Below are 13,801 nucleotides of genomic sequence, written 5' to 3' on the forward strand. Positions count from 1 at the left end.
ACTTCCGTCGGAAGGGGCCTCGCCGTGCGCGTCGTCAGTGCGCGGTACCGGCCGTGGCCGGTCAGCGGTTGTACTGCCCGAAGTCGTACTCCTCCAGCGGCACGGCCTCGCCCGAGCCCTGCCCGAAGGCGTACTCGGCTCCGTCGTCGTAGGAGCCGACGGAGTACACCGCGGCCTTCGCCTCCTCGGTCGGCTCGACCCGGACGTTGCGGTACTGCGGCATGCCGGTACCGGCCGGGATGAGCTTACCGATGATGACGTTCTCCTTGAGGCCGAGCAGCGGGTCGCTCTTGGCGTGCATCGCGGCCTCGGTGAGGACCCGGGTCGTCTCCTGGAAGGACGCCGCCGACAGCCACGACTCGGTCGCGAGCGACGCCTTGGTGATGCCCATCAGGACCGGACGGCCGGCGGCGGGCTGGCCGCCCTCGGCGACGACGTTCCGGTTCGTCTCCTCGAAGATCGGCCGCTCGACCAGGTCGCCCGGCAGCAGATCGGTGTCGCCCGACTCGAGAATGTTCACCCGCTTCAGCATCTGGCGGACGATGATCTCGATGTGCTTGTCGTGGATCGACACACCCTGCGACCGGTACACCTCCTGGACCTCCTGGACCAGGTGGAGCTGCACCGCGCGGGGGCCGAGGATGCGCAGCACCTCGTGCGGGTCGATCGCGCCCGCGATGAGCTGCTGGCCGACGTCGACCGGCTGGCCCTCCTTCACCAGCAGGCGCGACCGCATCGGCACCTGGTAGGCGATCTCGTCGGAGCCGTCGTTCGGGACGATGACGACCTTGCGGGCCTTCTCCGTCTCGTCGATCTTGACGCGGCCGGCGACCTCGCTGATCGGCGCGACGCCCTTGGGCATCCGCGCCTCGAACAGCTCCTGGACACGCGGCAGACCGTGCGTGATGTCGCCGCCGGCGACACCGCCGGTGTGGAACGTCCGCATGGTGAGCTGCGTGCCGGGCTCGCCGATGGACTGCGCGGCGATGATGCCGACGGCCTCGCCGACGTCCACCCGCTTGCCGGTGGCCAGCGAGCGGCCGTAGCAGGCGGCGCAGACCCCGACCTTGGCCTCGCAGACCAGGGCGCTGCGGGTCCGGACGCTCTCCACGCCGGCCTCGACGAGCCGCGTGACGACCGCGTCGGACAGGTCGGTGTCGGCCGGGAAGATCACCGTGCCGTCCACCTCGACGTCCTCGGCGATCGTCCGGCCGACCAGCGCCGTCTCGGTCGTGGCGAGCTTGACGAGCGTGCCGTCCGGCAGCCGCTCGGCGACCTCGAACGGGATCGTGCGGTCGGTGCCGCAGTCGACCTCGCGGACGATGACGTCCTGCGCGACGTCCACCAGACGACGGGTCAGGTAACCCGAGTCGGCGGTCCGCAGCGCGGTGTCGGCCAGACCCTTGCGGGCGCCGTGCGTCGAGACGAAGTACTCGACGACCGACAGGCCCTCGCGGAACGACGACTTGATCGGCCGCGGGATCGTCTCGCCCTTCGGGTTGGAGACCAGGCCGCGCATGCCGGCGATCTGCCGGAGCTGGAGCGGGTTGCCGCGGGCACCCGACTGGATCATCATCCAGATCGGGTTGTCCTTCGGGAACGCCTCCTCCATGTTCTTGGCGACGTCGACCGTGGCCTTGTTCCAGATCTCGATGAGCTCCTGCTTGCGCTCGTCATCGGTGATCAGACCGCGGTTGAACTCGCGCTGCACCTTCTCGGCGCGGGCCTCGTAGCCGCTCAGGATCTCCTGCTTGCCGGGCGGGGTCACCACGTCGTCGATCGCGATGGTGACGCCCGACCGGGTCGCCCAGTGGAACCCGGTGCTCTTGAGCGCGTCGAGCGAGTTCGCGACGGTGACCTTCGGGTAGGTCTCCGCCAGCTCGTTGACGATCGCCGAGAGCTGCTTCTTGCCGATCTCCGCGTCCACGAACGGGAAGTCGGCGGGCAGCGCCTCGTTGAACAGCGCGCGGCCGAGCGTCGTCTCCAGCCGGTACGGCTGCGACGGGTCGTAGCCCTCCGGGGCCGTCCAGCCGCGCGGCGGCGGGACGTCCTTCAGCCGGATGGAGACCCTGGCCTGCAGGTCGAGCTCGCTCCGGTCGTAGGCCATGATCGCCTCGGCGACCGAGCCGAACGCGCGGCCCTCGCCCTGCGCGCCGTCCTTCTGCGTCGTCAGCCAGTACAGGCCGATGACCATGTCCTGGGTGGGCATGGTGACGGGCTTGCCGTCGGACGGCTTGAGGATGTTGTTCGTGGACAGCATCAGGATCCGCGCCTCGGCCTGCGCCTCGGCGGACAGCGGCAGGTGCACCGCCATCTGGTCGCCGTCGAAGTCCGCGTTGAACGCGGTGCAGACCAGCGGGTGGATCTGGATGGCCTTGCCCTCGACCAGCTGCGGCTCGAACGCCTGGATGCCGAGGCGGTGCAGGGTCGGCGCCCGGTTCAGCAGCACCGGGTGCTCGGTGATGACCTCTTCCAGGACGTCCCACACGACCGGGCGCGCGCGCTCGACCATCCGCTTGGCGGACTTGATGTTCTGCGCGTGGTTCAGGTCGACGAGCCGCTTCATGACGAACGGCTTGAACAGCTCCAGCGCCATCTGCTTGGGCAGGCCGCACTGGTGCAGCTTGAGCTGCGGGCCGACGACGATGACCGAACGGCCGGAGTAGTCGACGCGCTTGCCCAGCAGGTTCTGCCGGAACCGGCCCTGCTTGCCCTTGAGCATGTCGGACAGCGACTTCAGCGGACGGTTGCCCGGCCCGGTGACCGGGCGGCCGCGGCGGCCGTTGTCGAACAGCGCGTCGACGGCCTCCTGCAGCATCCGCTTCTCGTTGTTGACGATGATCTCGGGCGCGCCGAGGTCGAGCAGCCGCTTGAGGCGGTTGTTCCGGTTGATGACCCGGCGGTACAGGTCGTTCAGGTCGGACGTGGCGAACCGGCCGCCGTCGAGCTGCACCATCGGGCGCAGGTCCGGCGGGATGACCGGGATGCAGTCCAGCACCATGCCGAGCGGGCTGTTGCGGGTGTTGAGGAACGCGGACACGACCTTCAGCCGCTTGAGCGCGCGGGCCTTCTTCTGGCCCTTGCCCGTGCGGATGATGTCGCGCAGCTTCTCGGCCTCGGCGTCGAGGTCGAAGTTCTGCAGCCGGGCCTGGATGGCCGCGGCGCCCATGCCGCCCTCGAAGTACCGGCCGAACCGGTCGCGCATCTCGCGGTAGAGCAGCTCGTCGCCCTCGAGGTCCTGGACCTTGAGGTTCTTGAACCGGTTCCACACCTCGTCGAGGCGGTCGATCTCGCGCTGCGAGCGGTCCCGCAGCTGCTTCATCTCCCGCTCGGCGCCGTCGCGGATCTTGCGCTTCTGGTCGGCCTTCGCGCCGGCCTCCTCCAGCTCGGCCAGGTCGGCCTCCAGCTTCTGCTGGCGGGCCTCGACCTGCGCGTCGCGGGCCTGCTCGATCTGCTGGCGCTCCACGGAGATGTGGGCCTCCAGCGTCGGCAGGTCGCGGTCGCGGCGCTCGGCGTCCACGCTGGTGATCATGTAGGCCGCGAAGTAGATGATCTTCTCGAGATCCTTCGGGGCCAGGTCCAGCAGGTACCCCAGGCGCGACGGGACGCCCTTGAAGTACCAGATGTGGGTGACCGGCGCGGCCAGCTCGATGTGGCCCATCCGCTCGCGCCGCACCTTGGCGCGGGTCACCTCGACGCCGCAGCGCTCACAGATGATGCCCTTGAACCGGACGCGCTTGTACTTGCCGCAGTAGCACTCCCAGTCGCGGGTCGGACCGAAGATCTTCTCGCAGAAGAGCCCGTCCTTCTCCGGCTTGAGGGTCCGGTAGTTGATCGTCTCCGGCTTCTTCACCTCGCCGTGGGACCACTGGCGGATGTCGTCGGCGGTCGCCAGGCCGATGCGAAGCTCGTCGAAGAAGTTGACGTCAAGCAACGTGTTTTCCCCTTGAGTTGATCAGACCTCTTCGACACTGCTCGGCTCGCGCCGGGACAGGTCGATGCCGAGCTCCTCCGCGGCGCGGAAGACGTCCTCGTCGGTGTCGCGCATCTCGATGGACATGCCGTCGCTGGAGAGCACCTCGACGTTGAGGCAGAGCGACTGCATTTCCTTGATGAGCACCTTGAAGGACTCGGGAATGCCGGGCTCGGGGATGTTCTCGCCCTTGACGATGGCCTCGTAGACCTTCACCCGGCCGAGGACGTCGTCGGACTTGATGGTCAGGAGCTCCTGCAGGGCGTAGGCGGCGCCGTACGCCTCCAGTGCCCACACCTCCATCTCACCGAAGCGCTGGCCGCCGAACTGGGCCTTACCGCCGAGCGGCTGCTGGGTGATCATGGAGTACGGACCGGTCGACCGGGCGTGGATCTTGTCGTCGACCAGGTGCAGCAGCTTGAGGATGTAGATGTAGCCGACCGAGATCGGGTCCTTGAAGGGCTCGCCGGTGCGGCCGTCGAACAGCCGGGCCTTGCCGCCGGGGCCGACGAGCCGCTGCCCGTCGCGGTTCGGCAGCGTGGACTCGATCAGGCCGACGACGTCGTCCTCGCGGGCGCCGTCGAAGACCGGCGTCGCGGTGTTGGTCCACGGCGGGGCCTCGTCGGCGCCGATCTCCTTGAGGGCGCGCTTCCAGTCGGCGTCGTCGCCCTCGACCTTCCAGCCGCGGCTGGCGACCCAGCCGAGGTGGGTCTCCAGGACCTGGCCGACGTTCATCCGGCCGGGCACGCCCAGCGGGTTCAGGACGATGTCGACCGGGGTGCCGTCCTCGAGGAACGGCATGTCCTCGACCGGGAGCACCTTGGAGATGACGCCCTTGTTGCCGTGCCGGCCCGCCAGCTTGTCACCGTCGGTGATCTTGCGCTTCTGCGCGACGTACACCCGGACCAGCTCGTTCACGCCGGGCGGGAGCTCGTCGCCCTCGTCGCGGGAGAACACCCGGACGCCGATGACCTTGCCCTGCTCGCCGTGCGGCACCTTCAGCGAGGTGTCGCGGACCTCGCGGGCCTTCTCACCGAAGATCGCGCGCAGCAGCCGCTCCTCGGGGGTCAGCTCGGTCTCGCCCTTCGGGGTGACCTTGCCGACCAGGATGTCGCCGGGGACGACGTCCGCGCCGATCCGGATGATGCCGCGCTCGTCGAGGTCGGCCAGGACCTCCTCGGAGACGTTCGGGATGTCCCGGGTGATCTCCTCGGGGCCCAGCTTGGTGTCGCGGGCGTCGACCTCGTGCTCCTCGATGTGGATCGAGGACAGGACGTCGTCCTGCACGAGGCGCTGGGAGAGGATGATGGCGTCCTCGTAGTTGTGGCCCTCCCACGGCATGAACGCCACGAGGAGGTTCTTGCCGAGCGCCATCTCACCGTTGTCGGTGCAGGGCCCGTCGGCGATGACCTGGCCCTCCTCGACGCGCCGGCCTTCCTCGACGATCGGCTTCTGGTTGAAGCAGGTGCCCTGGTTGGAGCGCTTGAACTTGGTCACCCGGTACGTCGTCCGGGTGCCGTCGTCGTTCATGACCGTGATGTAGTCGGCGGAGACCTCTTCGACCACGCCGGCCTTGTCGGCGGTGATGACGTCGCCGGCGTCGACCGCCGCGCGGTACTCCATGCCGGTGCCGACCAGCGGCGCCTCGCTGCGCAGCAGCGGCACCGCCTGGCGCTGCATGTTGGAGCCCATGAGCGCGCGGTTGGCGTCGTCGTGCTCCAGGAACGGGATCATCGCGGTCGCGACCGAGGCCATCTGGCGCGCCGAGACGTCCATGTACTGGACCTCGTTCGGCGTGACCAGCTCGATCTCGCCGCCCTTCTTGCGGACCAGGACGCGCGACTCGGCGAACGAGCCGTCATCGTTGAGGGCCGAGTTGGCCTGCGCGATGACGTAGCGGTCCTCGACGTCGGCGGTGAGGTAGTCGATCTGGTCGGTCACCACGCCGTCGGTGACCCGGCGGTACGGGGTCTCCACGAAGCCGAACGGGTTGACCCGCCCGAACGCGGCCAGCGAGCCGATCAGGCCGATGTTGGGGCCTTCCGGCGTCTCGATCGGGCACATGCGCCCGTAGTGCGACGGGTGGACGTCGCGGACCTCCATGCCCGCCCGCTCACGCGACAGACCGCCCGGACCCAGCGCGTTGAGCCGCCGCTTGTGCGTCAGCCCGTCCAGCGGGTTGGTCTGCTGCATGAACTGGGAGAGCTGGCTGGTGCCGAAGAACTCCTTGATGGAGGCGACGACCGGCCGGATGTTGATCAGGGTCTGCGGCGTGATCGCCTCGACGTCCTGGGTGGTCATCCGCTCGCGGACGACGCGCTCCATCCGGGCGAGGCCGAGCCGCACCTGGTTCTGGATCAGCTCGCCGACCGTGCGCAGGCGCCGGTTGCCGAAGTGGTCGATGTCGTCGACCTCGATCGGCACGGGGACGGAGCCGAGGGTCGCCTCCTCCTCGCCGGCGTGCAGCCGGACGAGGTACTCGATCGTGGCGACGATGTCGTCCTCGGTGAGCGTGCCCTGGTTCATGTCCAGGTCGAGGCCGAGCTTCTTGTTGATCTTGTAGCGGCCGACCTTGGCGACGTCGTAGCGCTTCGGGTTGAAGTACAGGTTCTCCAGCAGCGTCTGCGCGGACTCGCGCGTCGGCGGCTCGCCCGGGCGCAGCTTGCGGTAGATGTCCAGCAGCGCGTCGTCCTGGCCGGAGGTGTGGTCCTTCTCCAGGGTCACGTTGATCGACTCGTAGGAGCCGAAGCGCTCGCGGATGCGCGCCTCGTCCCAGCCGAGCGCCTTGAGCAGCACGGTGACGGGCTGCTTGCGCTTGCGGTCGATGCGCACGCCGACGTTGTCGCGCTTGTCGATCTCGAACTCGAGCCAGGCGCCGCGGCTCGGGATGACCCGGCAGCCGTAGATGTCCTTGTCCGACGCCTTGTCGAGGGCGCGGTCGAAGTACACGCCGGGCGAGCGGGTCAGCTGCGACACGACGACGCGCTCGGTGCCGTTGATGACGAAGGTGCCCTTCGGGGTCATGAGCGGGAAGTCGCCCATGAACACCGTCTGGCTCTTGATCTCACCGGTGGTGTTGTTGATGAACTCCGCCGTGACGAACATCGGGGCGGAGTAGGTCATGTCCTTGTCCTTGCACTCCTCGACGGAGTACTTGGGCGGCTCGAACCGGTGGTCGCGGAACGAGAGGGACATGGTCCCGGAGAAGTCCTCGATGGGACTGATCTCTTCGAAGATCTCCTCGAGGCCCGACTGGGTCGGGACGCTCTTACTATCGGCCTTCTGGGCCGCCTCGACCCGGGCCTTCCACCTCTCATTGCCCAGCAGCCAGTCAACAGAGTCGGTCTGCAGAGCAAGGAGGTCCGGGACTTCGAGCGGCTCCTTGATGCGCGCGAAGGAGACGCGGTTCGGACCGGTTGCGGTATTCGAGGCGTTGCGCGAGGCTGCCAAGAGTGGTCCTTCCGAGGGCTCGCGGCGTAACTGACGACACGCACGCCAGACGATCCACGTCCAAGACCTACGCGATAGGGTCCAAAACGGACTCCTGTAGGGGTGCTCTCACACGTGGATAGTCAGAGGGCAGCGCAAAGGGGCAGTGTAGCCGACCCGCCACACCGCTCGCAACTCTAGCGCCGCAGTATGCATCACGTTGCCTTGGAGCATCGCCCCTCGCGCCCGTGCAGTCAAGAGCGGACTTGGACTTTTCGGGCTCTGACCTGCAGTGAGGAAGGCCATAGTTTAGGATCCCTCCCCCTACCCGGCGGCAGGCCCCTGGAGACGGGCGATTCCGGGCACTTCAGACCCCCGCGGAACCCTCTCGACGGGCCCTTGACGAGGCCGTCCGGCGGGTGTGGAAGTGGCTCCGGACGCGGACCGGGCGACCGCCCGCGGAGGGTGGTCGCCCGGTCCGGAACGCGTGCTCAGGTCAGGAAATGACCTGCAGCTTCCGCGCCAGCCACTCGCCGTCCTTCTCGACCATGACCATCCGGATGCGCAGCGGCTCCGGCAGCCGCGCCTCGGTGTCCTTGTTCGTCGCCGACGCGCGGTTCGCGTACACCAGCACGACGACCTCGTCCGGCTTCGCGCTCACCGCGCCGGCCTTGAGGACCGTCGTCGTGGACACGGCCTGCTGCTGCGTCGCCTGCGTCCGCAGCTGGGCGGCGAGCTTGTCGAACTCGCCGCGCAGCTCGCCCGTGGTGGTCGCGGACGCGGACTTCAGGTCGGTCTCGAGGGTCCGGTAGTCGTAGGACGACAGCGCCTTCGCCGCGTTCGACGCGGCCGCGACGGCGTCGCGGCGGGCGTCGGCGGTCGCCTGCTGCTCGCGGACCTCCAGCCCGAGGAACACCGCCCCGGCCGCGAGCGCGGCCGCCACGACGGACAGGACGCCGATCACGACGGCGGGAGAGCCGCGCCGCCGCGACGACCGCGCGGACTCGCCGCCGTCCGCTTCGGCGGACGGCGTCGCGGTCTCCGCGTCGTCCTCGTCCTCGTCGTCCTCGTCTTCTTCGTCGTCCTCGTCCTCGGAGTCGTCCTCGTCGTCGAGGTCGTCGAGGTCGTCGTCCTCGTCGGTGTCCTCGTCGGTGTCCTCGTCGTCGGCGGCGAGGTCGTCCTCGTCGTCGGTCCGGTCGCCGTCGGTCCGCTCGCGGGTGAGTTCGCCGTCCGCGCGGGTCTCGGCGTCGGCGGAAACGGCCGTGGACGCCGCTGAGTCGTCCGCTGCGGCCTCGTCACCCTCGGGTGCGACTTCGGAGCCCTTCCGTCGCTTCCGTCGCTTCTCGAGCGATGTGGCGGCCTTGCCGGGCTTCTCCGGGGCGTCCGCGTCGCCGTCCGCCCCGGCCTCGGCGGAGGCGGCGTCGGCGGCGATCTGCGCGAGCCGCGCGGCCTCCTTGGCGCGGGCGGCCGCCTCCTCGGCGTGCCGGGCCGCCTCGGCGGCCTCCTCGGCCTTGGCGGCCCGCTCGGCCGCCAGGCGCGCCTTCTCTTCCGCCTCGGCGGCCCGCTCGGCCGCCTCTTCCTGGGTCAGGCCCTCGTCGGGGTCCTTCTCCAGGACGCCCTTGCCGCCCTTGCGGCCCTTACCTGGCTTGCCTGGCTTGTCTGTGGAGGAGCGCTTGCCCCGGCCGAGCATTGTCACGGGACCATCTCCAGCTGGGAAACGAGCCAACGGTCATCGACCTTGGTCATCTGCATCAGGTACCGGTAGGCGCGCGTGACGCCGTTCTTGACCTTCTCGTTGGTGACCGTGCCGTTGAGGGAGACCATCACCTCGGCCGAGTCCCCGTCGATGGAGACGACCGCGGCCTCGACGTCGGTCACCGTCGACTGGGCCTTGGTCTTGTTCAGCTGGTCCAGGAAGACCTTGGACTGGGAGCTGAGCTCGTCCTTCAGGTCGCCGGTCGAACCGGACACGATCCGGTCGAGGTCCTGCTGGGCGGTCTTGCTGTCCAGAGTCAGCAGGTTGACGCCCATCTGCCGCGCCGACTGCCGCGCCTGGGCCCAGTCGTCGGCGTCGCCGCCGTTCTGCCAGGCGCGGAAGCCGAGCCAGCCGGTGCCGGCGAGCAGGCCGACGACGGCCACGCTCAGCACCGCGGCCAGCACGCGGGTCCCTTTCCCCCCGAGGCGGCTCATCGGGCCGGCCTCACTGGCTCAGAGGTCCGAGCAGGAGCCACTTCCACGATGATTCCTCTCCCAACTCCCGCGAACCTGCGGTGCGGGGCATGACGTATCGCTTGCCGTCGGCGCCGTAGACCGCGCCGGTCGAAGGATCGTATCCAGCGAATTTCACCGAATCGGCCGGATATGACATGTAGAGCTGCCCGTTCGCCAGCATCGCGCCGCCGGACGATTCCGCGGCCTTCCCGGTGGCGTCCGACGTCCCGCCGGAGCCGCCGGACGAGCCCGCGGCGGACGCGGCGTCCGAACCGGAACCGCCGTCCGAACCGGAGCCGCCCGTCGGGAACCCGGCGCCCGCGGTCGCGCCCTCGGGCAGCTTCGGCGCGGGCACCAGGGCCTCGGGCGGGAAGTTGCGGGCGCCGCGGACGGCCTTCTCGGAGTCGTGCGGCTCGGCGCACCCGACGTCGAGCCTGGGCTTCTTGTGCTCGGTGTCCTGCGGCCACCGCTGGTCGGTCTTCTCGTAGCCCTTGGTGCAGTTGGGCGGCGAGTTGATGTTCAGCACCAGGCCCATGTGCTGGGTGCCGTCGCCGGGCATGACCGTGGGCAGGCCCGCGACGGTCACCGGGTAGAGGATGAACAGCGACCGCAGGCCCGCCTGGCGGGTCGTGATGATCTGCCCGGTGGTGGTGAGGTTCGCCAGCAGCACCGGCAGCGTCGGGGACAGCTGGTTGATGGCCTGGTGGGTCTGGTTCACCGCGCCCGGCGCGGCGTCGATCGTCCGCCGCAGCGCCTTGTCGTCGTCGCGGATGGACGAGCTCAGCTCGTTCAGGTTCCGGGCGAAACCCCGGATGTTCGCGCCCTGGCTCCGCTGGGTGTCCAGGACGGTCAGGCTGTTGTCGAGGAGCTTCTTGGTGTCCGGGTACGCCTCGTCGGCGGTGTCCAGGATCCGGTCGGTGTCGTCGAGGATCTGCTGGAGGTCCTCGGCGGTTCCGGTGAACGCCTGGTTCAGCTCGTCGATGACGATGCCGAGGTCCCGGGTGTTCACGGAGGTGACGAGGGCGTCGACGTTCTGCAGGAGCTCGGCCGTGGAGACCGGCAGCTTCGTGCGCTCCTTGGGGATCGTGTACGGGTCGCCCTCGTCGAGGTACGGGCCGTTCTTCCCGGACGGCACCAGGTCGATGTACTGCTCGCCGACGGCGGAGCGGTTCGCGACGACGGCCGTGATGCCCTGCCGCGGGATCCGCTCGCCGCGCTCCAGTTCCAGCTCGACCTTGATGCCGGAGTCGGTCAGCCTGATCGGGCCGACCCGGCCGACGGGCACGCCGCGGTAGGTGACCTCGGCGTTGGTGAAGATGCCGCCGGAGTCGGTGAGGTCGACGTAGGCGGTGTACTGCCGGCCGAGCATCTCGCGGCCGAAGCCGATGTACTTCACCGACACGACCGACACGCCGATGATCGTGATCAGCACGAAGGCGATCAGCTGGACTTTGACGCCGCGCTTGAGGATCACGACAGGCCCCCCGTCATCAGGGTCGACAGACCGCTCGGCCGCTGACCGAACGCCCCGGGGCGGTTCTCGCCGCCGCCGAAGAGGTCCCAGAAGTCCCCGCCGTCCTTGTCCTTCTTCTCGCCGCCGGTGCCGGGGGTCTTCTCCCCGGTGGGCGTCGCGTCCGGTGTCGGCGCGGGGGTCGAGCCGCCGGGGGCGCCGCCCCCGCCGCCGGGCTTCTGGCGCGTCCCGCCCGCCGCGCCGGCGGCGCCGTCCGGCGGGAGGACGCCCAGCGGCGCGTCCGGCAGCGTCAGGTTCGGCACCTGGATCATCTTGCGCATCTCCTGCCCGCTGCCGAGCGAGCTCTCCAGGTCGGTGCCGCCCAGGAGGTTCTGCGCGAGGGACTCGAAGTCCAGGTCGACGGTCAGGTGGACGTTGCCGTAGTCGCCCTCGATGACGTTCTCGAACGTCGTCGGGAACGGGTAGGTGATCAGCATCTCCAGCGCGTTCGGCAGGTCGGAACCCGCCTTGTTCAGGTTCTGGAGGATCGTGTCGAGCTGCTTGAGGTTCCCGACCAGGTCCTGGTGCGACCGATTGATCACGTTCGTGGTGGTGCGGCTGAGCTTGTCCAGCGCGACGAGCATCTCGGTGAGGTCCTCGCGGTTCTGCTCCAGCACCGCGATGGCGGGACCGGTCTCGTCGACCGTGTCCTGGATCGTCTTCCGCTCGGCCGACAGCTTCGCCGTGAGCCGGTCGAGGCTGTCGAGCGCCCGCGTGATGGCGTCCCGGTTCTGGTCGAGGGTGCCGACGAACACGTTCACCCGGTTCAGCACCGACTTGATCGTCGCCTCGCGGCCGCCCATCGCGGCCTGCAGCTCGTGGCTGATCGTCGAGACCTGCTCCAGGCCGCCGCCGTTCAGCAGCAGCGACATCGCCGACAGCACCTGCTCGATCTCGGTGCCCTGCGCGGTGCGGGCCAGCGGGATCACGTCGCCCGTGCCGAGCCGGCCGCGCGGCGGCTCGTTCGCCGGGGGCGACAGGTCCACGAACTTCTCGCCGAGCAGGCTCGTCTGCGAGATCCGCGCGTTCGCGTTGTCGGGCAGCTCGACGTCCTTGCGGACCGCGACCGTGACGACCGCGCGCCAGCCGCCCTCGCCGCCGGCCAGCTCGATGTTCTCGACCTGGCCGACCGACACGTCGTTGACCTTGACCACCGACTGCGGGACGAGGTCCAGCACGTTCGCGAACTCGACCTTGAAGGTCTGCGGGTCGTCGCCGAGGTCGGGGCCGCCGGGCAGCGGCAGCGACGCCACGCCGTCGAACGAGCAGCCCGACAGCGCCGTCACGCCGGCCAGCGCCGCCGCGCCGAGCAGCCGCGCCCGGCGCCGCGCGCCGCGCACGGGCCGTGTCCTGCTCATCGGCCACCTCCAGGCAGCAGTGCGGAGAGTCCCTGCGGCGCGTGGGCCGCGTTCCCCTGGGCGCCGCCCTGCGCGCCGCCCTGCGCGTTGGTCCGCGCCTTGTTCGGCTGCGCGTTCGTCCGGGCGCCGCCCCGGTTCGGGTTCTCGGGGTCGTTCGGGCCGTAGGCGTCCGGCGGGATCGGGACCGGGTCGTAGTGCGTGGTCAGCGCCGTGATCCACGACAGGTCCAGGTGGAGGCCGCCCAGTGCCTGGCCGATGCCGTTGTAGGGCTCGACGAAGTCGAGGCACTGGTCGGCGGGCGTCCCGACCGAGTACGCCAGCGAGCACACCCAGTCGGCCAGGTTGTTGAACTGGCGCAGGTCGGCCCGGTTGTGGATGGTGCCGCTGATCGGGTCGTACGCGCGGGCCAGGTTGTTGATGGCGAGCGGGCCGGCCGTGAGGATCTCGGCCAGCGCCTCCTTCTCCTTCACCAGGACGCCGGTGATCTGCGCGAGCTGCTCGACGTTGTCGGACAGCTGCCCGCGGTTCTCCTTCACGAACGTCTCGACGTTCCGCAGCGTCGGCCCCAGCGTGTTCAGCGCCGCGCTCAGCTCCTCCTTCTCCTGGGACAGCTGCCCGGAGACCGAGTTGAGCCGGGTGGTGAACGACTTGATCTGCTGGTCGTTCCGCTTCATCGCGTCGGTGATGATCCGCAGGTTCTCGATCGTCTTCGCGACGTCCTCGCGGTCGGTGCTCAGCGTGCCGAGCATCTCCGACGTGTTCTTGATCGTCTCGTTGATGTCGTCGCCCTGGCCCTGCAGGTTCTCCGCGCCGACCCGCAGCAGCCGCGACAGCGAGCCCTCGCCCGTCGCGCCCGGCGCGTTGGCGCCCTGCGGGCCGAGCGCCTCGCTCAGCTCGTTCAGGCTGCCGCTGATCGAGTCGACCTCCACGGGGACGGCCGTCCGGCTCGTCGTCAGCGTCGCGCCGTCCTTCAGCACCGGCCCGTTCTTGTAGGCGGGCGTGAGCTGGACGTACCGGTCGGCGACCAGCGTCTGGTTGACGATGACGGCCTGCGCGTTCGCCGGGATCTTGTACTTGGCGTCGTAGCGCAGCCGCACCCGGACCGAGTCGCCGACCGGGTCGACCCGCTCCACCTCCCCGACCTTGATGCCGAGGATGCGGACGTCCGCGCCGGCGTAGAGGCCGACGGCCTTGGTGAAGTACGCGGTCATGTGCCGCTGCTTCGGCTCCTGCAACAGCAGGACGAGCGCGGCGACCAGCACCGCGACGGCGAGCATCGCGCCGCCGAGGCGGAGAATCGTTGCCGAGTTTCGCACTACC

General features: G+C 69.5%; 7 protein-coding genes. All 7 read right to left on the reverse strand.

Annotated features, from left to right (window positions below):
* Positions 1-61: 61 nt before the first annotated feature.
* Positions 62-3,934 (reverse strand): DNA-directed RNA polymerase subunit beta', encoded by a 3,873-nt coding sequence (locus tag H505_RS0125275; RefSeq protein ID WP_026404212.1) that lies wholly within the window; start codon positions 3,932-3,934, stop codon positions 62-64.
* Positions 3,935-3,955: 21 nt separating this feature from the next.
* The gene (rpoB, locus tag H505_RS0125280; protein WP_026404213.1) at positions 3,956-7,423 is read right to left on the reverse strand and encodes a DNA-directed RNA polymerase subunit beta; all 3,468 of its coding nucleotides are present in this window, start codon (positions 7,421-7,423) and stop codon (positions 3,956-3,958) included.
* A 475-nt stretch (positions 7,424-7,898) separates the two neighbouring features.
* Positions 7,899-9,098, reverse strand: a complete 1,200-nt coding sequence (locus tag H505_RS0125285; protein ID WP_157433117.1) for a hypothetical protein — start codon at positions 9,096-9,098, stop codon at positions 7,899-7,901.
* Positions 9,095-9,592, reverse strand: coding sequence for a hypothetical protein (locus tag H505_RS44255; RefSeq protein WP_125611704.1), 498 nt, complete (start codon positions 9,590-9,592; stop codon positions 9,095-9,097). The genes H505_RS0125285 and H505_RS44255 overlap by 4 nt, the downstream gene beginning before the upstream one ends.
* A 10-nt stretch (positions 9,593-9,602) precedes the next feature.
* Positions 9,603-11,087, reverse strand: coding sequence for an MCE family protein (locus H505_RS44260; protein ID WP_026404215.1), 1,485 nt, complete (start codon positions 11,085-11,087; stop codon positions 9,603-9,605).
* Positions 11,084-12,481 carry an MCE family protein gene (locus H505_RS0125300; RefSeq protein WP_034519769.1) on the reverse strand — a complete coding sequence of 466 codons (1,398 nt, stop codon included), beginning with the start codon at positions 12,479-12,481 and terminating at the stop codon, positions 11,084-11,086. The genes H505_RS44260 and H505_RS0125300 overlap by 4 nt, the downstream gene beginning before the upstream one ends.
* On the reverse strand, positions 12,478-13,797 hold the full coding sequence (locus tag H505_RS0125305) for an MCE family protein (RefSeq protein WP_026404217.1): 1,320 nt from the start codon (positions 13,795-13,797) through the stop codon (positions 12,478-12,480). The genes H505_RS0125300 and H505_RS0125305 overlap by 4 nt, the downstream gene beginning before the upstream one ends.
* Positions 13,798-13,801 lie beyond the last annotated feature (4 nt).

This window comes from Actinomadura rifamycini DSM 43936, assembly GCF_000425065.1.
Lineage (GTDB): Bacteria > Actinomycetota > Actinomycetes > Streptosporangiales > Streptosporangiaceae > Spirillospora > Spirillospora rifamycini.